The organism is Kordiimonas gwangyangensis DSM 19435 = JCM 12864, assembly GCF_000375545.1.
Classification (GTDB): domain Bacteria; phylum Pseudomonadota; class Alphaproteobacteria; order Sphingomonadales; family Kordiimonadaceae; genus Kordiimonas; species Kordiimonas gwangyangensis.
This window is the reverse complement of the sequence record NZ_AQXF01000005.1, coordinates 59,466-78,347: the sequence shown is the minus strand read 5'-3', so window position 1 is coordinate 78,347 and position 18,882 is coordinate 59,466. Positions and strand designations below refer to the sequence as shown.

Below are 18,882 nucleotides of genomic sequence, written 5' to 3'. Positions count from 1 at the left end.
GGCAAGTGGTTGACGGTTATGAATACTCCGGTCCGGAAAGTGGTGATTGTGGGCGGTGGCACCGCCGGCTGGATGAGCGCGGCGCTGCTTGTCAAAATGCTTGGTCACCGGCTTGATATCACGCTTGTGGAATCTGATGACATCGGCACCGTAGGTGTCGGTGAAGCCACCATCCCGCCCATTCAGGTGTTCAACAAAGCCCTTGGCATTGATGAAGATGCATTCCTCAAAGCCACCGGGGGCACCATCAAACTGGGTATCGAGTTTGAAAATTGGGGTGCCGAGGGCGACCGTTATATGCACGCGTTCGGCCCCATTGGCCGTCAGGTGGGCATGAGCGCTTTTCACCATGTATGGCTGCAGGCGAGGGGGGAGGGCGACACGTCCGACCTGTGGGATTATTCCTTCAACCACCATGCCGCCAAGGCTGACCGTTTCACGCGCCTGCCGCAAATCCCGAGTACCCCGCTTGAGGGGCTGGTCTACGCCTTCCATTTTGATGCCGGGCTTTATGCGCGTTTCCTGCGCGCGGGCGCCGAGGGCGCGGGTGTGAAACGTGTTGAAGGCATCATCACCCACGCGAATGTGGATGGCGCGAGCGGCAACATCACCTCCGTCAGCCTGAAGAGTGGCGAGAGCGTTGAGGGTGACCTGTTTATCGACTGTTCGGGTTTCCGCGCGCTGCTGATCGGCGAAACGCTTGGTATCGGTTATGAGGACTGGACCCACTGGCTGCCGTGTGACCGCGCGGTCGCCGTGCCTGCGGAAAATGGCGCGCGCATGCGGCCCTACACACAAAGTATCGCCCACAAGGCAGGCTGGCAGTGGCGCATTCCGCTGCAGCACCGCGCGGGCAATGGCCATGTCTTCTGCTCGGATTATATCAGCGACGATGAAGCCACCGGCGTGCTGATGGCCAACCTCGAAGGCAAAGCGCTTGCCGACCCGCGCGTGATCAAATTCAAGACCGGGCGGCGCAACAGCTTCTGGGAGAAGAACTGTGTGGCGATCGGCCTCTCATCCGGCTTTATGGAGCCGCTTGAGAGTACCAGCATCCACCTGATCCAGACCGGCATTGTGCGCCTTGTGCAGATGTTCCCGACTATGGGCGAGGAGCCCAGCTTGCGGGCGGAATATAACCGCCAACTGGCGTTCGAGTATGAACGCATCCGCGACTTCATCATCCTGCACTATCATGCGAACACCCGCACAGACAGTGACTTCTGGCGTGCCTGCGCGAATATGAATGTGCCGGAAAGCCTCAAGGCTCGCATACAGCTGTTTGAAGAAAGCGCGCTTATTTTCCGTGACGGGAATGAGCTGTTCGCTGAGGTCGCATGGCTTCAGGTCATGTGGGGGCAGGGCATTAGGCCTCGCGCGCACTCGCCGCTGGCGTCCAACCTCACCGGCGACCGGCTAAAGGGGTACTTGCGTGACCTGCGCACCATCATGGAAAGCCACGCCAGCAAACTGCCCGCGCACACCGACTTCATCCGCACTCACTGTGCTGCCGGGCAGTAGTGCTTGACGAAGTCTTTGTGGCTGGGCATCGCACCCGCAGCCTCGCTCATCACACGTCGGAGGCCAGATAGCATCTTGGCGCCGTCCACCCCGCGCATGTCGGCCATCGGGTCGTAGCGCTCGGGCATGATGAACTGGCCGATATAGACGGCGAGCCAGCTTGGGTTCCTGAACAGCTCCAACTCATGCGCCACAATGCGGCCCGCGCGGCGGAATTGCTCCATCTTATATGTCAGGCTATCGGGAATTTCCATGTTGGCGCAGTAGGCCCACAGCGGCGTGTCCTGCCGTTTTGTGGCGTGGTAATGGAGGATGAGGAAGTCCCGCGTGCGTTCGTATTCGCCCGCGGTGATGCGGTTATATTCTTCTTCCGCCATGGGGTCGAAATCCCGTGTCGGGAACAGCGCCAGCAGGCGGGTGATGCCGGTTTGCACCAGATGCAGACTCGTGCTCTCCAAAGGTTCCATGAAGCCCGCGGCAAGGCCGATGGCGACACAGTTTTTGTTCCAGAATTTCTTGCGCCGCCCGGTGGTGAACCTCAGCGGCCGCACGTCGGCAAGCGGCTCTCCATCAAGGCCCGCGAGCAGCGTTGAGGCCGCTTCATCATCGCTCAGGTACTGGCTGGAATATACATAGCCATTGCCGGTGCGGTGCTGCAGCGGAATGCGCCACTGCCAGCCCGCGTCCAGGGCGGTGGAGCGTGTGTAGGGTGTGAACTCACCCGCGCTTTTGCACGGCACCGCAACCGCGCGGTCGCATGGCAGCCAGTGTGTCCAGTCCATATACCCGGTTTTCAGCGCGCCTTCGATCAGCAGGCCACGGAAGCCGGTGCAGTCAACAAACAGGTCGCCGCTGATCTGTTCCCCGCTCTCGAGCGTGAGGTGGTCGATAAAACCGTCATCGCCACGCAAGGCCACATCCGCCACCTTGCCTTCAACCCGCTTCACGCCGCGTACTTCGCTGTAGGCGCGCAGGAAACGGCCATAGAGGATGGCGTCAAAATGGTAGGCATAATCGAATGTGGATTGCACCATGCGGCGGTCGGTGGCTGGATGGCTGAACTTGCCAGCCTTTGCCATTGCCCACGCCATGGAATAGTCATCAAGCGGGGTCTGGTCCCCCGCCGCGCGTTCCTTCAGCCAGTAATGGTAAAGCTGCACCGCATCGAAGTTGGCGCCAAAGTCACCGAACGGATGGAAGTAGCGGTGGCCGCTTGCTCCCCAGTTCACAAACTCGATGCCGAGCTTGAAGCTGCCTTGGGTCGCTTTCATGAACTCGGCCTCATCAAGACCCAGTGTCTGGTTGAAAATCTTGATCGGCGGGATGGTGGCTTCGCCCACGCCCACCACGCCAATCTCCTCGGATTCCACAAGGGTGAGTTCGGCCCCGCCCCGAAGCGCGTTCGACAGGGCGGCGGCGGTCATCCAACCCGCCGAGCCGCCACCCACAATGACAATCTTCCTGATATGGTCCATGAAGCCTATGCCCGGCCTTTATTGCTGTACTGCCACGTAAACCTTATAACCCCACGCGGGCAAGGTCACGCTTGATGACGCATCAAAACGCACAGCCTCGCCGGTGAAATAGTCGGTATAAGCGCCATAGTGTGGGCCTTCACTGAAGCTGATTGTCTGCTCGTCGCCTGAGAAGTTCATCAGTGCGAACACGCCGTCCTGCTCATTCTCGCGCACAAAGCTCAGGACCTGTTTCGGCGCGCTGTTCACGACAGAGATCATGCGCGCACCCGCAGCCCCGTTCCAGAGCGCGGTGTTCTCATGCTTAAGGGCAAAGAGCTTCTTGAACAGGTCACCCACCCAGTGTTCCCGCCATTTGATCGGGTCTTTCTCGAAAAACTCCAGCCGTTTTTCGTTGCCAGCCTCTTGCCCATTGTAGATAAGCGGCATGCCTTCCCCGACGACCGACAGCACGATGGCGTTTTCAAGTGCGGGCCCGAAGTGCTCGAACTGCGTGCCTTCCCAGGCGTTCTGGTCGTGGTTGGATGTATAGGTCATGCGGTAGGCGTCACGCGGGTAGGCGCTTTCGTTCCAGCTATAATAAACAAACAGCGCGCCGGTATCAGCGTGGCCTTTGGCGATGTCGTGCACCGCCTTGTTCCATGACCAGGCGTAGGTGGCGTCAAAGGCCTTGCGGTAGAGGTCGCGGTCTTCCCATTCGCCCAGCATGAACACGGGTTTGATGGCGTCCAGCTCCGCGCGCACGTTTTCCCAGAAGTCAGTGGGTACAAAACCCGCAGTATCGATGCGGTAACCGTCAATGCCGACGTCCTTGACCCAGTAAACCAGTGCCTTGGTCATATATTCCCGCACGTCGCGTTTGGAATAGTCGAGGTCAATGATGTCAGACCAGTCCCACCACGGCGTGGGGCGGAAGTCGCCTTTCCAGTCGCGCTCGTACCAGTCGGGGTGTTCGGTCGCCAACGCATTGTCCCACGCGGTGTGGTTCGCCACCCAGTCGATGATCACATGCATGCCTTGGGCGTGGGCGGCGGCAAGGAAGGACTTGAAGTCTTCCAAAGTGCCGAACTCGGGGTTCACGCTATAATAGTCTTTCACCGCATAGGGGCTGCCAAGCGTGCCCTTGCGGTTCTTCTCACCAATTTCGTGGATCGGCATCAGCCACAGGATATCCGCGCCCAGTGCTTTGAGGCGCGGCAATTCTGCCTCCGCTGTCTTGAAGGTACCCTCGGGGGTAAACTGCCGGGTGTTGATCTGGTAGATGGTCGCCGACCGGGTCCACTCAGGGTGTTCGACCTCCATCACCGACTTGGGTTCATAAGGGTCATGTGCTATACTATCATCTTGTGCTTCAAAGCATCCTGTTAGCGACAGGAGCGCGAGTGTGATGGCGGCGATGCGCGTGATCCGCATGGTCGAATTTCCCTTCCCAAAAACCGCACAAACGCCGCACAGATCCCGCACAAAACCGCGCATTTTTTGCACAGTTTCCGCGCATATCCCGCACACATTTCGCACAGGTTTTGCACACATAGGGTGCATCATCTGCAGCATTTGCCCTTCCCGACCCCGAGAATATTATCTTTTGCAGAAATGTGCAAAAAATTCGTGAATTTTTCAAAAACTCCCATTTATTTTTTGCATGTCTATGATTTTCAAAGTGTTGTGGTGGACAATTTTTGCATAAAAGCCAGAAGTATACGGAGTATTTGACAGCGGCCCCCGCCGGTGCCAAACCTGAGCGAGGTAAAACCATATAAAAAGGTTATGGCTGATGCGCCTGCGCCATATCGAAGTGTTTCATGCGGTGTTCTCCACCGGTTCCGTCAGCCGGGCGGCGCGGCTCCTCAATGTCTCGCAGCCGTCAGTCAGTAAGGTGTTGCGCCACGCGGAAGACAGCCTTGGTTATGCGCTTTTTGAGCGGGTAAAGGGCAGGGTGGTGCCAACGGCTGAAGCGCATGCGCTTTATGAAGAAGTCAAAGGCATTCAGGAGCAGCTGCAGTCGCTCGAGCGGCGCGCGAGCAACCTCAAATCCGGCCGTACCGGCCATGTGCGGCTTATGGTCATGCCTGCGCTCGGGCTCGACCTTCTACCCATGGCGGTGGCGCAGTTCCGCGCTGAAAACCCGGATGTCAGCTTTGATATCGGCACCGCGCACTTCGCCGATATCGTCACTGCGATAAGGGAGCATAAGTGCGACCTGGCGGTGGCCTTCAACCCGCCACAGCTCGCGGGCCTCACGCGTCATACTATTGGTGGCGGGCGTATGCTCTGTGCCCACAGCCCCGGCGCTTTTGGGGATGCGAGAAGCGTCACGCTTGCGGACCTGAACGGCCACGCCATGGTTGGCATCAAGGATAGCGGCCCGTTGTCCCAGCTCGTGGCGGCGGAGGCACAGCGGGCAGGGGTCACGTTGGATGCGGCGGTCACGGTGCAAACCTATTATATCGCGCGCAATCTGGTGCGGTACGGGGCTGGTGTAGCGGTGGTGGACCACCTCACCGCGCTTGCGCACCGGGGTGACGGTGTCGAATATACGCCCATCAGCCCGCAGCTCAGGTATGAGGTCGTCGGCCTGTCGGACGAGGCAAAACCGCTCTCGACCGTCGCGGCGAAATTCCTGCAGTATTTCCGCCATCTGTATGTTGAAAGGGCTAATATATAACTTTTGGTTATGAGGTGCGGTTGTCTTGGAATTATGCAAGCCGCCTCTCAGACCCTATGGTGCCATCCGAAACCCTCAGAAAGCCCGGGAGGCACCCATGATCGAAGGCCCCTATCTCCTGTTCCTCGGTGAAGCGACAGACCCCATTGCGGTTAAAACCGCGCGGGGTGTTGCGCAGTGGCGGCCAGAAAATTGCCTTGGCGAACATGCGCTTAGCGGCTGCACTATCTCCCTCGGCCTCCCTGCCATGACGCCTGCGGAAGCGGCGGCGAAGGGTGCCAAAAGTTACGTGCTCGGCCTCGCCAACGCGGGCGGCACCATCTCCGACAGCTGGGTCGAAGCCATCCTCGACGCGCTCGACGCCGGCCTTGATATTGTCAGCGGCCTTCACCGCCGCCTCTCCTCTGTTCCCACCATCCGCGAACGCGCGGAAATGCTGGGCCGGCGGCTGATTGACATCCGCCATTCGGACGTGCCACTGCCCACCGGCAAGGGCAAGATACGCACCGGAAAACGCCTGCTGACCGTGGGTACTGACTGTTCTGTCGGCAAGATGTATACGACCCTCGCACTTGAGGCGGAGATGAAAAAACGCGGAATTTCCGCCGATTTTCGCGCTACCGGACAGACCGGTATCCTCATCGCGGGCTCCGGCCTTCCCATTGATGCCGTCATCTCCGACTTCATCTCTGGTGCGGTGGAACTCTTGACACCAGATGCAGCGGCGGACCACTGGGACCTGATTGAAGGGCAGGGTTCACTTTTCCACCCGTCCTACGCCGGGGTCAGCCTTGGCCTGCTGCACGGCGCGGCGGCGGACGCCCTTGTGGTGTGCCATGAACCCGGGCGCCCGCACATGCGCAGCCTGCCACATTACCCGCTGCCTGACCTCAAAGAGACTATTGAGGCAAACCTCAAGTTCGCGCGCCGGACCAATAAAAATGCCACATTTGTGGGCATTTCTCTCAATACCTCTGGTCTCTCGCTTGAGGATGCGACTAAACTTTGCGCAGACACGGAGCAGAACTTTGGTGTACCGTGTGTCGACCCGCTCCGCATGGGCGTGGAAAAGATTGTAACCGAGTTGGAAAGCCTGACCCGCCCATGAGTAGAAAAGCTGTCTTCCATGCAGAAACATGGCACCTCAAGGAGCCGTTTCACATTTCGCGTGGCGTTAAAACCGCCGTGGACGTGACGGTAGCCGAAATCACTGATGGCCGGTTCAAGGGCTGCGGTGAATCCGTGCCTTATGCCCACTATGGTGAGAGCACTGATAGCGTGCTTGAGGAACTGAAAGCTGTCGCCGGCCACGTTGAGGCGGGCTGTAGCCGTGAGGAACTTCTGTCCATCATGCCAGCGGGAGCAGCGCGGAACGCAATCGACTGCGCGCTTTGGGAGCTGGAGGCCAAGCAGTCGGGCAAAAGCGTTTATGAACTGGCGGGCGCCAAGCGCGCCGAGCGCCCGGTAACCGCCATTACTATTGGCATCGGTTGCCTTGAAGAAATGGCCATGCGCGCTGAACGGCTTAAGGATTGTGGGCTGATCAAGGTCAAACTGAACCGTGATGATGTGGTCGCCAAAGTGCGCGCCATTCGTGCGGCGGCACCCAACCCGCGCCTGATTGTCGATCCCAACGAAAGCTGGGATATTGAGCTTCTGGCCGCAGTTCACAAAGACCTCGCGGCGCTGAATGTGGATATGCTTGAGCAACCTTTGCCAGCTGGCAGTGATGCTGTGCTGGCGGGCTTTACATCCGCCGTGCCCTTGTGCGCCGATGAAAGCTGCCATACTCGGCGGGATATTGCAGGCCTCAAGGGTCGTTACGACATTATCAACATCAAGCTGGATAAAACCGGTGGCCTGACGGAAGCGCTGGCGCTCAAGCAGGATGCGCTCAATGCCGGTTTCCGGATCATGGTAGGCTGCATGATCGGCACCTCGCTTGCCATGGCGCCAGCGCTTGTGCTGGCGGATGGCGCTGAGTTTATCGACCTTGATGGCCCGGTCTGGATGGCCAAGGACCGTGACGGCGGCCTGATGATCGACCGCGGTTGGATCAGTGAAAGCGACGTGCCGCTTTGGGGCTGATGCGTTGCATCACGCAAGGATAGGGGCAATGCCTCGTACGCCGAAATGTACTGAATTCTCAGGCATTTCGATCAGATAGTCCTTGTCGAAGTCATAATATTTGGCAGTGGTTTCGCCGTCGCCTGCAAAACGTTTGATGGCATCCATACTTTCCCAGAATGTGAGCATGACAATCTCGGTCTTGCCGCCTAGGTCGCGGTGCAGGCACCAGGCGCCCAGATTGCCGGGTGTACCTTTATAGTCAGGCAGCGCCACCGTTTCCATGAGCTCAATATAGGCTTGCGCCTTTTCCGGTTTCACATAGCCGGTCCATGTGCGTGCGATCATTGTGCTGTTCCTCCCTGTCGTCTGTATTTTCTTTGTGTTTGCTGTTGTAGCGCAGGCTGGAAGCCGCCGCGCATCACAATAAGGCGAGGCAGGCTTCGGGCGTTCTTTATGCGATTTTTATGGGCGGTCATGGCCCTTCCTATCGAAAACTCATGCCGACTTCGCGATCTTGGCTGTGAACGAAGGAGATTGGTCATGAGTTCAATTAGCACGCGTTACGGCAAAAGTTCGGAGTTCGATAGCTTCGCGGTCAGCCTGCACCAGTGCCTCAAACGTCACGAGCAGGCACTTGAAGACGAAGGCCTTGGCAAGGAGGTGCGGGAGCTTTCACGCTGGATCGAACGTGCCTATGGCGGCTCGCTCACCGCGCTTGAAGCGCTTGAGCAGCATGGCCCGCGTGACCTTATTGAGCTTAAAGACCGGGTAATCCTCGCGCTTGAGGAGCAACAGCGCATCGCCGAGGAAAGCCCTGCGGTCAACCGCCGCAAAGATAAAGAACAACAGAAGTACGCGGACGCCCTCCACGACGTTTCGGAGGCGCTCGATCAACTGATCAAGGTGGTGACACCTGCCAATATTGAAGCCAAGAAAGGAGATCAAGGCATGAAACTTGTAACCCCCGTGAAAGACGGCCAACCGACAGACGGTAGCATCGGTGAAGAAAGCCGTGCGAAAGTCGCGGAGGCGCTTAGTGGCATGCTTGCGTCCACCTATTCGCTGTACGTGAAATCGCTCTTCTATCACTGGAACGTGACGGGTCCGCATTTCCATGGCCTGCACCAATTGTTCGAGGAGCATTATCAGGATCTGCACGAAGCAGGTGATGATATTGCGGAACGCATCCGCGCCATCGGCCACTTTACCCCAGGCACGCTTAAGGCGTTCGGGAAACTTTCCAAGGTGGAAGATGATGACGAACTTCCGAATTCTGCGGAAGACATGCTGCGTAACCTCAAGACGGCGCATGGTGTATGCGCATCAGAGGCGCGCAAGGTGCTGAATGTTGCCGAAGAGGTCGGTGACGAAGTGACCGCTGACCTGATGGTCGAACGTATGCGGTTCCACGATGAAGCATCCTGGATGCTCGGCGCATCACTTTAATCGGCAAACTGATTTAATCGCTCAGGAACTTATTGGAGGACACTATGAGCAATAACTTGAAAATTCTTCTGGCGGTTGTCGTTGCGGCAGTAGTTGTTGTGATGGTTGTTGACCGCGACGATGACGTTGGCGACCAGATCGAAGAAGCGGCAAACGATGCAGGTCGGGAGCTTGAAGACGCCACCGAAGAACTGAAAGACCAGTAAATTCTTGTGTTAAAAGGGAAGCTAAAAACGGGCCACGGCCCGTTTTTTTATGTGTGGGTGGTCTTCCTAATGGAATATTTATATGGTGGTTTCTAGCCTTTAGACGGGGAAAACAGGTTCGAGGTTTGCATGTCGCTCGATGTTCTAGTGTGTATTAACGGTCACCCGCGCAGCCATATGGTGCTTGACGCGGCGCTCCGGAAGTTGCCTGAGACCGGCGCGAAATGGCGTGTGCTTTACGTACAAGCGCCAGACGAGACCGTAGGCAACGCACGCCGACATGAGCGCACGATGCGCCTGTTGCAGCGTGCGGAAGAGTCCGGCGCCGAGATTGTGCACCTTGAAGTGGCGGACAGTGGTGCCGCCAAGATTGACTATATTCAGGCCTGCATTGATGCAGGCGAGGACATCTCTCACATATTTGTTGGTCAGGTCCAGGAAAATGGCCTGAAGATGCTGTTCAAGCGCTCAACCGCCGACCGCCTTGCGCGGCGCTTCGGTCATCATGCACATGTGACGATTGTGCCGCTTGAAGGTGCTGTCGCCAAACCAGGCTTCTGGTCGCGGGTGAACCTTGGTGTGTTCACATGGGAACATGTCCTGGCACCAGTGGTGGCGGTTGCGGCTGCTTTCCTTGTTGCAGAGTGTGTGCGTGCGATGCTGCCGATGATCATGCATCGCATCAACATGCACAATATTGCGCTTATCTTCCTGCTCGCCTGTGTGATTGTCTCACTGCGATATGGCCTTCTGTCGGCGCTTGTCGCATCGGCGCTGAGTTTCGGGGTGATCAACTATTTTTATGTGGTGCCCATCGGCCAGTTCAACCTGAGCACGCTGACGGACATGATCAATATCTCCATCTATCTAGGTGCCGCGCTGATCGTATCCTTCATGGGCGGCCATGTACGCGCCAGTGTGGAAAATGCGCGACTGAAAGAACGGCGATCCCGTGCGCTTTATGATATTCACCAATTGACGACGGGCGCGGATAACAAACACCAGGTGCTTGAGATCCTCGACCGTGAGGTACACAAGCTTTTTGGTATGGATGTCGCGTTTTTCATGCCGAATTCCGATGCACAGAACGGTTCTGTCACGTTTACGCGCTACCCGCTCAATACAGAACTTGACCAGAAAGATCTGCTCGCGCTCCAGAAGTGTTGGCAACAGGGTCAGACAGCTGGTTTTGGCGCACTTCTGGGCATCGGCTCCAGCTGGCGCTTTGAGATCATGGAAACGGGCCAAGGCAAATACGGTGTGTTCGGGGTGCATATCCCGATGAGGGCGCGGCTTGATCCGGGCTTTGGCCAGTTGATGACTTCGATGGCGGACCATGTGGCGGCAACCATCGAACGTGTTGAATTGATGAACGAAATGACAGACAGCCGTTTCCGCGAAGAGCGAGAGAAGCTGCGCTCTATGCTGCTCTCCAGCGTGTCGCATGACCTGAAAACACCGCTGGCTTCCATTATCGGCAGTATCAGTGTGTTGCGCAGCCTTAGAAAGGCGGGCCGCATCACGGAAGAGCAGGAAGATACACTCACGGAAACCGCGCTTGATGAGGCGCAGCGGCTGGACAGCTTTATCACCAATATCCTGTCTATGACCCGTATCGAAAGTGGCGAAATCGAGTTTTCCACCAGCGAACATGACCCGATGGACTCTGTGCGTACAGTGCTGAAAGCCTTGCGTCCGCGCCTGAAGGACCGCCCGGTCAAAGTAATGGGTGACACGGCGGGCGTGCGCGTTATGATGGACAGCATGATGACAACGCAGGTTTTGCAAAACATCATTGATAATGCAGCGAAATATTCCCCAGAGGGCGCTGCAATTGACGTCACGCTGGAAGTATCAGAGGGGTACTTCCGCTATCATGTGCGTGATCATGGTCCGGGTATTCCAGATGACATGCTGGACCGTGTCTTCGATAAATATGAACGGCTCAACAAGACCGATAGCCAGGTGGCAGGAACAGGCCTTGGACTTGCAATCGCAAAATCAGTTATGCGGGCGCAGGACGGCGATGTCACCGTGGCAAATCATCCGGAGGGAGGGGCGATTTTCACCCTGCATTTTCCCTATGATGGCAGCGAAAGGATGGAGGCAGCCCAGTGAGTGTAATCGAGAATGCCAAAATTCTCGTAATTGATGACACACCGTCGATCCGGACGTTCCTGCGGATCTCGATGATGGATTATGGTGCGACCTTTCACGAGGCGTCTACAGCCGGTGAGGGTCATAAGCTTTGCGAGACAGAAGAACCGGATCTTGTGATCCTGGATCTCGGCTTGCCCGACAAGGATGGGCTCGACCTGTTGCCTGACATTGTTGGCGCCAACGGCAGTGCACCCAAGGTGGTGGTGCTCAGCGTGCGCAATGACAGGCGAACCCGCGAGATTGCCTATGAGCGCGGTGCCAGTGGTTATGTGACCAAGCCGTTCATCATGGAAGACCTGATCGAGACGATCGAACACGTGTTGCGCTAGGCCTTCAGGCCTTGGCGTGCGCTTGCTCGCGCGCTGGAACACCTTGTTTTCACGCATAAAATCATATTCTCTCACGCTTTTTATTATCTCTTTATACTTCCCGCCCAGCCTTCACATTGTTCCCTAAGTTACGAATTGCCATTCTCTAGTCATCGACGCAGCGCACCAACATGTTGCAAGCGCGTTGCGGGGCAATTTGTAAATTAATAGGAGAATTATGATGGCAACCGCCCAGCAAGAAATTAAGACCCTGAAAAAGGATCTGAACGAGATCAAGGAGTTGCTTGCGGCCCAGGCGAAGGACATTGCTCCTAACGGTGCCGACACGTCCCGTATCGACGTTGAAGCCATCAAGGAGCGTGCCCGCGAAGCCGGTGTAAAAGCACGCGACTATCTGCGCAGCAAGCAGGATCAGGCAATCGTTGCCCGCGACAAAGCTGAGGACACGATCAAGGCTCGTCCGTTTGTGTCGACTGCAGCGGCTTTCGCCAGTGGTGCGATTGTAGCAGCCCTCCTGACCCGCCGCTAAGGTGGCGCGCGGAGAGAGCGCATGCTGGACACAGTCCTTAAAATATTCACAGAGCAGGTCTTGACCTCAAGGCCTGCTCTTGAGCGCCCAATCACGCAGGCCAAGTATGGTCTGCTGGGTGCTTTCGCAGCTGGCCTTAGTGCCTTCGCCGCGATTGCAACCCTTGGCGCCGCCTGCTGCTTCTGGCTGTTGTCACTTGGGCTTGGCATGGCGCCGAGCCTTGCGATTGTAGGCCTTCTGCTCGCGCTCGCGTCCGCGCTTGTGTGGCAGATATGCCAGAACCGAATGCAGCGGGAGCTGATGCGCCAACGCATTGAGGCCGAAATCGAGGCACAACAGCGTGCGCCCGCAGCTGGCGCGGACCTGATTTTCATGCTGTCGGGCCTGTTGCAGGACACGGCCAAAGCATTTGCCGAGGGGCTGAGCGCTTCGCCGCCTGCAAGGAGCGAAGACCCGACACCGCGTGACCATATGGACACGCACTAAAGAAACCGGAGTTGGCGGATTGCTGCCCGCCGCTTCGGCAACGCCCCAGGGGCCGTTTTCAACGGGTTTCCTCGCTTCCCCTGGGGCGTTTTCTTTTGCCCACTTACCCCACCTTTATGCTTTCTTGATATCCTGACGGTTGCATCATATCGAATTTTTGCACGTACCCGGATTATCTTGACTGTGGGCTATGGATATCCACAGCCCACTCTGGAAGCGGCTCGGGCTTAGTCATACCTCCCCCAGGCTACGCTCGCCCGATCCCTTCCAGCCCCATTCTGCAAACCCACTGCCCAGCCTATTGGCTGGGCATTTTTTTATCCGGTAGGCCTCCGCTCTGGGCGGGGTGTTTACCAATAGGGCAGGGCTGCCACATTTTTTTTATCTCCGATTGATGGAAGGCCATAGGCCCGCCAATCGAACCCTGACGCGCAAGTCCGTACGGTTATGGCATCGGACATGTAACTGGACGGAGGCATAAGATGTCTAAATTTACTGCGATGTTTGTACTCATTCTTTCCCTGTTTGCCGTGACGGCATGCAACACAATTGAAGGTGTTGGCCGCGACGTTGAATCGGTCGGTGATACGGTCGCTGACGAAGCAGAAAATTAATAGTTTTACGCGGGCGACCTTCGGGTCGCCTGTCGCTTATGGAGGACAGGATGAAAAAAACGAATTTGCTGATGGCGACAACCCTGTGTGTTCCGCTTGCGTTTGCGCCAGCGATAGCACCAACTGCAGCCGCCGATGACGCAGCACATGTGCACCTGACAGACTACGACAAGGATGCGCGTGATATTTTTGCAGCGCTGTCGGAGGCGCACCTGAACCTGCAAAAGGGCAAACGTCAGGAAGCGGAAGAAGAAATCAACGAGGCGTTCGAGGAACTTGAAGAATCGTTCGAGAACAGCCCGGCCGTGAAACTGGCTCAAGAGTCCCTGCCGATCACCAAGATTGTGGAGCTCAAGTTCGGCAACGCGCTAATGCCGGATGTGGTTTACATTCCGGTAGGCGATGACGCACTTGCGGTGGATGATTTTGAGGACGAGCTCGACCTCACCGGCATTGAACGCGGTGATGTGGAAGACGCACAGGTGAAATATGTGCGGCTGAAAATCAGCCGTGATGAACTGGTGCATGACCTCAATGAAGCCCGCGAAGAGCTGACCGCGAACGACATTGATGGCGCGCAGGCGCAGTTGCATGACGCACAGAGCGGCATGATTGATGAGTTTGAAGGCGGCCCCTCGGAACAAATCATCGCCAAGGACCATGTGGCCCTGACGCGTTACATGCTAAAGGCGGCTGAATATGAAGGCGCGCGTGAGGCGCTTCAAGTGGCGGAGTCCGCCATGGTCGGCCTGCAGGCCGAGAAAGACGGTGCCGGCCGCAACGCGCCTGAGGTTGAGCGTATCCGTGCCGAGATGGAAGAACTGCAGGACCTGATTTCCCGTCGTGATCCGTCACTTGCTGACCAGATCGACCGCAAGCTTGAGACCTGGTGGAATGATCTGGGCTAAGAGCCACACAATAGCAAAACGAGAAAAGGAGCCGGTTGGCTCCTTTTTTACTGCTTATTTCTTATCTGTACCCTCATCCGCGTCCGGGTGGATCAGTTCATCGCTGTTGTGGGCTGGTGGCCGGTCGTAAATGAAGGTGTCCGGTACATCGGCGCCGCCTGAGATGATGAAGGACATGGCTTCGTCCAGCTTCCAGTTGGTGGGGATGATATTCTCGATGGGCACGATCTCAAGGTAGCCAGAAGTTGGGTTCGGCGTAGTGGGCACATACACGGCCGCCAGTTCGCGCCCCGTGCGGCTGTCCTTGAAGGTGCGCGTCACAAGCCCCACGGTTTTCATGTCCTTGGACGGAAACTCAATCAGCACCACACGCTCAATCTCGTCCGAGTTGGTTTGCATTGCATCAGCAAGCCGCTTGATGGTGTTATAGATAGTGCGGGCAACAGGAATGCGCTGGATCAGGTCATCGAGGAGCTTGAGGAACCGCTGGCCAAACCAGCGCGATGCCAGCCAGCCAACGAGGTACAAGAGGCTCAGCATGATCACCACCGCCAAGGTGGTCTGGAACCACGGGTGTTTCACCACATAGAATGCGGTACCGCCCGGGTCAGCCCAGCCAGTCAACAGGTCGATAATTGGTGATGCCATCTGGTGAATGAAGTCAAGGATGACCGCCAAAAGGATCAGCGTCAGCCAAATGGGTATCAGGGTAAAAAGCCCGATCAGCATGTTGTGCCGGGCTTTTGCTAGGAAGGAACTCTTGTCCCCCGGGGTCATAAAATCTCTCCGCACCAGAAGCGTGTTGGTTGTGCTGCTATTGTGTTGCGCCAGTATGGCAATGGTGTGTGCCCCCGCAAGGGTTTTCGTTGGCGCCTAGACAAAATGGCCGCGGCGGCGCTCAGGCGTACGGGGGTCCGATATCTTTTTCGAGAGAAAACGGCCGAGAACCAGCAGTACTACAAGCGCAAGTGCGATCAGGCTCATTTCCGTGCTGGCGATATCCTCGATGGACTTCATCTGGGCCAGTTCGCCGCCTGCGACAACATAGAAGGCAATCCACGGCACAACACCAATGAGCGAGGCGAAGAAGAAGGTTGCCGCGCTCACGTTCGTCACACCCATCAAAAGGTTTGTGAGGCCTACCGGCAGGCCCGGCACAAGACGCAGCAGAAAGACGTAAAACCAGCCTTTTTCCTCGATCGCTTTATCAACTGAGATCACCTGACCCGGGAATTTGCCGCGTACAGCGTCATGAAGAATATAACGAGCGACGAGGAATGCCGCGACAGAACCGACAGCTGCGGCCACGCTCGCCACAGCGGTCCCGACAAGCGGACCAAAAAGCGCGCCGGCCAGAAGGTTCAGAATGAAGGGGCCGGGTACGTAAAGGGCGACAAAAAGGGCGTACCCAACCATGAAAAGGGCGAGGAACATAACAGGCGAGGCCTGATAGCTGTCCTTCATAACCGCCAGATTATCCTGCACGGTTTCGAGCGTAAGGTAGCCTTCGTTGACAAGAATGACGCTACAAACGCCGACGAATAGTACGAGCGCGATGCTCAGTTTCGTTTTCAGGGACATGTTGATCCTCGCAAATAGTGATGCTTCACTATGATCACGAGCGACATAAGGGTGAAATCGGAGGGTGGGGCGAACGCATCAAAAAGTTATAAGTCCGGCCCGGAATCCTAATGTTTTGCTACCTTGACCATTAATCTTTATGGAATTTTTATGGCGGCGTCAGTCAGGCAGAATGCCAATTTTACCAAGGGCTTCCTATATTGAGAGCGTAAGTCAATGCAAGGAAACGGCCGTGAAACGAGTATCGAACAAATTCCAACCTGCGCTGCGTACGGACGATGGATCCGCGCGCACGGTTGGCTTTGAAATCGAATACGCCGGTGTCCCCCTCTGGCGTACGGCTGAAATTGTGCGTGACCTTTTTGGCGGCGAAGCTGAAGAATGTTCCAAGGCTGAGTGGCAGGTCACCGACACCCAATTCGGCACCTTCAGGCTGGAAATCGATGCAGAGCCCGTGAAAAATCTTGTGTCGGGCATGGAGTATGAAACGCTCGATCCCACCGACGCGTTTGAGCGTTTCCTGAAAAAGACGGCCGATGCGGCCAGCGATGTGGTGACCACCATCAGCGAAAAGATTGCACCGCTTGAGATCGTCGCGCCCCCAGTGTTGATTGAAGAAATTGAGGAGCTGGACCGCCTACGTGAAGCGCTTTTTTATGAGAATGCCAAAGACACGCAGGCATCCTTCCATCATGCGTTCGGTTTGCATATCAACCCACGGGCGGTGTCGCTTTCGGCGAAAAGTCTGCTTACCCACATTCAGGCATTTGCGCTTCTCTATCCGCTCCTGAAGGAGCTGCATAACGTTGATATGTCGCGCCGCATTACCCCGTTTATCGAGCCCTATAGTGAGGAATACCTCGACCATATCCTTGCCGATGGCTACGCGCCTGACCTCCCGACCTTGATCCGGGACTATCACCGGTTCAACACCAGCCGGAACAAGGCGCTCGACATGCTGCCGCTGTTTGCGGAGCTTGATAGTAAGCTCGTACGCGATCTCTATGGTTCAGAAGAGAAGATCAATGCGCGGCCAACCTACCATTACCGGTTGCCGAACTGCGAGCTGTCACGCAGCGATTGGTCCTTGATGACCGAATGGCAACGCTGGTTGCTGGTTGAGGAACTAGCACAGAATGAGGACCGTCTTGAGCGCCTGCGCGCCGAGCGGCAAGCATCACCCGTGTCGTTTATCACGCATATGCGTGAAGCGGCGCATGATGGCGCCCGCGAAGAGGTCGCGCTACCGGAGGGGGCGTGATGACAGTTGTGCAGGAAAAACATGGCAGGCCGTTGATTGGCATCACGACAGGCGCGCGTGCGAATGTGCTGGCATACACAGCCATTAGCTACGGTGTGTGGCTTGCCGGTGGTCGCCCGATGCGCATCAGCCCCAAACATAATTTGCTGAAGACACCGAAGCTGCAGGGCCTCGTTATCTCAGGCGGGGCGGACATTGACCCGACCCTCTACGGTCAGGACAATATGGCCAGCACGGGCCTTGACCCCTACCGTGACCGGCTGGAGCAGGAATGTGTGGAAATGGCGTACGCGTCCAAGCTGCCCCTGCTGGGTATTTGCCGCGGTGCGCAAATGATCAACGTGGCGCGTGGTGGCTCGCTGCATCAGGATGTGCCCTCCGTGTTTGAAGGGTTCCTGCCCACTGAAAGTACGTTCGGTAAAATCTTTGTTCGCCGCAAGGTATGCCTTGATCGTGGCGGTATGCTCGCTGGCCTGATGGACAATGAGGAGAGTGTGTGGGTGAACAGCCTACACCACCAAGCAGTGCATGAGCTTGGTGCAGGCCTCCGGGCGACTGCGCACGATGAAGAGTTTGGCATGATCCAGGCGATCGAAGGTCGTGACCCGGCGCATTTTGTGGTGGGCGTGCAGTGGCACCCTGAATTTATGCTCTATGCAAGCGCACAGCGCCGCATTTTTGCCGCTCTTGTAGCGGCAAGCTCAAACGGTGGTGCGCTCGCGCCCAGTGGCGAGCTGGATTATTCTCCCGGCATGAAACGCGCTGCGGTGCCAGACTGGCGTGCATAAAACTAGGACTATGCTGTTTTTTGCAGCATAGTTGCGGACAAACTGAAATATTATTTAACGGGCCATCTGGCTATTTGTATTAGGGGGCAAACGCTGATGAAGCAGAAGAAAAGCACCATTCTGGTGGTGGATGACGAGCCGCAGATCCGGAAACTGCTGAAAATCTCGCTCGAGGCCAATGATCTGAAATGTGAGGATGCTGAAAAAGGCGGTGAGGCTGTGCGTTTGACAGCATCACTGAAGCCAGACCTTATCCTTCTTGACCTTGGCCTGCCGGATATGGACGGCAAGGACGTGATTGCACAGATCCGCGAATGGTCGCAGGTGCCGATCATTGTGTGTTCGGTGCGTGACGGCGACAAAGAGATGATTGAGGCTTTTGGTCTTGGCGCGGATGATTATGTCACCAAGCCGTTTAACCCTGATGTGCTGTTGGCCCGTATCACCGCGAACCTGCGCAAGGCCGCGACGCAAGAAGCGGGCGAGCCTATCCTGGTGAACGGCCGCATCAAGATGGACCTCGTACGCCACGAAGTGCTGATTGATGACGCGCGGGTGGACTTCACGCCGAAGGAATATGACCTGCTGCGCTACTTCCTTGTGCACCGGGGCAAGATGCTGACTCACAGGCAAATCCTCCACGAAGTGTGGGGGCCGGCACACGGTGACGACATGCAGTACCTGCGTGTATACGTAAGTCAGGTGCGGGAGAAGGTGGAGCCTGATCCTTCAAGCCCAGACTACATCGTGACAGAGTCCGGTATCGGCTACCGTATGGAACTCATCGAGCCATGACTTGGGAAAGGTGCCCGTATGCCGGGCCCGTTTCGAAAATTTATCACG

20 protein-coding genes are annotated in these 18,882 nt (G+C 56.7%); 15 read left to right on the top strand and 5 right to left on the bottom strand.

Translation table 11 applies throughout. The features are described from left to right. The first annotated feature begins 18 nt into the window (after window positions 1–18). Window positions 19–1,521 carry a tryptophan halogenase family protein gene (locus B150_RS0114410; RefSeq protein ID WP_025895900.1) on the top strand — a complete coding sequence of 501 codons (1,503 nt, stop codon included), beginning with the start codon at window positions 19–21 and terminating at the stop codon, window positions 1,519–1,521. On the opposite strand, the gene B150_RS0114405 is transcribed toward B150_RS0114410, so the two are convergent. Both B150_RS0114405 and B150_RS0114400 read right to left on the bottom strand, forming a co-directional pair. Next, window positions 1,500–2,996, bottom strand: a complete 1,497-nt coding sequence (locus B150_RS0114405) for a tryptophan halogenase family protein (protein WP_020400643.1) — start codon at window positions 2,994–2,996, stop codon at window positions 1,500–1,502. The genes B150_RS0114410 and B150_RS0114405 overlap by 22 nt on opposite strands. 18 nt (window positions 2,997–3,014) lie before the next feature. Further along, window positions 3,015–4,409 (bottom strand): alpha-amylase family glycosyl hydrolase, encoded by a 1,395-nt coding sequence (locus B150_RS0114400; RefSeq protein WP_020400642.1) that lies wholly within the window; start codon window positions 4,407–4,409, stop codon window positions 3,015–3,017. 361 nt (window positions 4,410–4,770) lie between these two features. Here B150_RS0114400 and B150_RS0114395 point away from each other — a divergent pair, with 361 nt between their 5' ends. From B150_RS0114395 to dgcA, 3 genes are all read left to right on the top strand, one after another. Further along, complete coding sequence (locus tag B150_RS0114395; RefSeq protein ID WP_020400641.1) at window positions 4,771–5,661, top strand: LysR family transcriptional regulator; 891 nt, start codon at window positions 4,771–4,773, stop codon at window positions 5,659–5,661. 97 nt (window positions 5,662–5,758) lie between these two features. Beyond that, window positions 5,759–6,769: an N-acetyltransferase DgcN gene (dgcN, locus tag B150_RS0114390; RefSeq protein WP_020400640.1), complete on the top strand. Its 1,011-nt coding sequence runs from the start codon at window positions 5,759–5,761 to the stop codon at window positions 6,767–6,769. Further along, a complete protein-coding gene (gene dgcA, locus B150_RS0114385; protein WP_020400639.1) occupies window positions 6,766–7,749 on the top strand; it encodes an N-acetyl-D-Glu racemase DgcA in 984 nt (327 codons plus the stop codon). Before dgcN ends, dgcA begins: the two co-directional genes overlap by 4 nt. Before the next feature lie 9 nt (window positions 7,750–7,758). Here dgcA and B150_RS0114380 read toward each other — a convergent pair whose 3' ends face one another. After that, entirely contained in the window at window positions 7,759–8,076 is a 318-nt protein-coding gene (locus B150_RS0114380; RefSeq protein WP_020400638.1) for an antibiotic biosynthesis monooxygenase family protein, read from the bottom strand. Window positions 8,077–8,271: 195 nt separating this feature from the next. Here B150_RS0114380 and B150_RS23395 point away from each other — a divergent pair, with 195 nt between their 5' ends. The 8 genes from B150_RS23395 (at window position 8,272) to B150_RS0114340 (ending at window position 14,409) form a co-directional block, all read left to right on the top strand. Continuing rightward, window positions 8,272–9,177 carry a Dps family protein gene (locus B150_RS23395; protein ID WP_020400637.1) on the top strand — a complete coding sequence of 302 codons (906 nt, stop codon included), beginning with the start codon at window positions 8,272–8,274 and terminating at the stop codon, window positions 9,175–9,177. Window positions 9,178–9,221: 44 nt separating this feature from the next. After that, a complete protein-coding gene (locus B150_RS23280) occupies window positions 9,222–9,383 on the top strand; it encodes a hypothetical protein (protein ID WP_020400636.1) in 162 nt (53 codons plus the stop codon). Between the two features lie 129 nt (window positions 9,384–9,512). Then, complete coding sequence (locus B150_RS0114365; protein ID WP_020400635.1) at window positions 9,513–11,501, top strand: ATP-binding protein; 1,989 nt, start codon at window positions 9,513–9,515, stop codon at window positions 11,499–11,501. Then, complete coding sequence (locus B150_RS21280; protein WP_020400634.1) at window positions 11,498–11,872, top strand: response regulator; 375 nt, start codon at window positions 11,498–11,500, stop codon at window positions 11,870–11,872. The genes B150_RS0114365 and B150_RS21280 overlap by 4 nt, the downstream gene beginning before the upstream one ends. A gap of 217 nt (window positions 11,873–12,089) precedes the next feature. After that, window positions 12,090–12,401, top strand: a complete 312-nt coding sequence (locus B150_RS21275; protein WP_025895910.1) for a hypothetical protein — start codon at window positions 12,090–12,092, stop codon at window positions 12,399–12,401. A 21-nt stretch (window positions 12,402–12,422) separates the two neighbouring features. Then, on the top strand, window positions 12,423–12,887 hold the full coding sequence (locus B150_RS0114350; protein ID WP_020400632.1) for a hypothetical protein: 465 nt from the start codon (window positions 12,423–12,425) through the stop codon (window positions 12,885–12,887). A 482-nt stretch (window positions 12,888–13,369) separates the two neighbouring features. Beyond that, on the top strand, window positions 13,370–13,501 hold the full coding sequence (locus B150_RS0114345; protein WP_025895913.1) for an entericidin A/B family lipoprotein: 132 nt from the start codon (window positions 13,370–13,372) through the stop codon (window positions 13,499–13,501). A gap of 50 nt (window positions 13,502–13,551) precedes the next feature. After that, the gene (locus B150_RS0114340) at window positions 13,552–14,409 is read left to right on the top strand and encodes a hypothetical protein (RefSeq protein WP_020400630.1); all 858 of its coding nucleotides are present in this window, start codon (window positions 13,552–13,554) and stop codon (window positions 14,407–14,409) included. A gap of 54 nt (window positions 14,410–14,463) precedes the next feature. On the opposite strand, the gene B150_RS21270 is transcribed toward B150_RS0114340, so the two are convergent. Both B150_RS21270 and B150_RS0114330 read right to left on the bottom strand, forming a co-directional pair. Then, on the bottom strand, window positions 14,464–15,186 hold the full coding sequence (locus B150_RS21270; protein WP_020400629.1) for a DUF502 domain-containing protein: 723 nt from the start codon (window positions 15,184–15,186) through the stop codon (window positions 14,464–14,466). A gap of 96 nt (window positions 15,187–15,282) precedes the next feature. Next, window positions 15,283–15,990: a TVP38/TMEM64 family protein gene (locus tag B150_RS0114330; protein ID WP_020400628.1), complete on the bottom strand. Its 708-nt coding sequence runs from the start codon at window positions 15,988–15,990 to the stop codon at window positions 15,283–15,285. 232 nt (window positions 15,991–16,222) lie between these two features. On the opposite strand from B150_RS0114330, the gene B150_RS21265 reads away from it, so the two are divergent. The 3 genes from B150_RS21265 to B150_RS0114315 all read left to right on the top strand — a co-directional run bounded on the left by B150_RS21265 (window position 16,223) and on the right by B150_RS0114315 (window position 18,834). Next, window positions 16,223–17,251 carry an amidoligase family protein gene (locus tag B150_RS21265; protein ID WP_020400627.1) on the top strand — a complete coding sequence of 343 codons (1,029 nt, stop codon included), beginning with the start codon at window positions 16,223–16,225 and terminating at the stop codon, window positions 17,249–17,251. Further along, window positions 17,251–18,039 carry a gamma-glutamyl-gamma-aminobutyrate hydrolase family protein gene (locus tag B150_RS21260; protein WP_020400626.1) on the top strand — a complete coding sequence of 263 codons (789 nt, stop codon included), beginning with the start codon at window positions 17,251–17,253 and terminating at the stop codon, window positions 18,037–18,039. Before B150_RS21265 ends, B150_RS21260 begins: the two co-directional genes overlap by 1 nt. Before the next feature lie 96 nt (window positions 18,040–18,135). Further along, on the top strand, window positions 18,136–18,834 hold the full coding sequence (locus B150_RS0114315) for a response regulator (RefSeq protein WP_020400625.1): 699 nt from the start codon (window positions 18,136–18,138) through the stop codon (window positions 18,832–18,834). The last annotated feature ends 48 nt before the right edge of the window (window positions 18,835–18,882 follow it).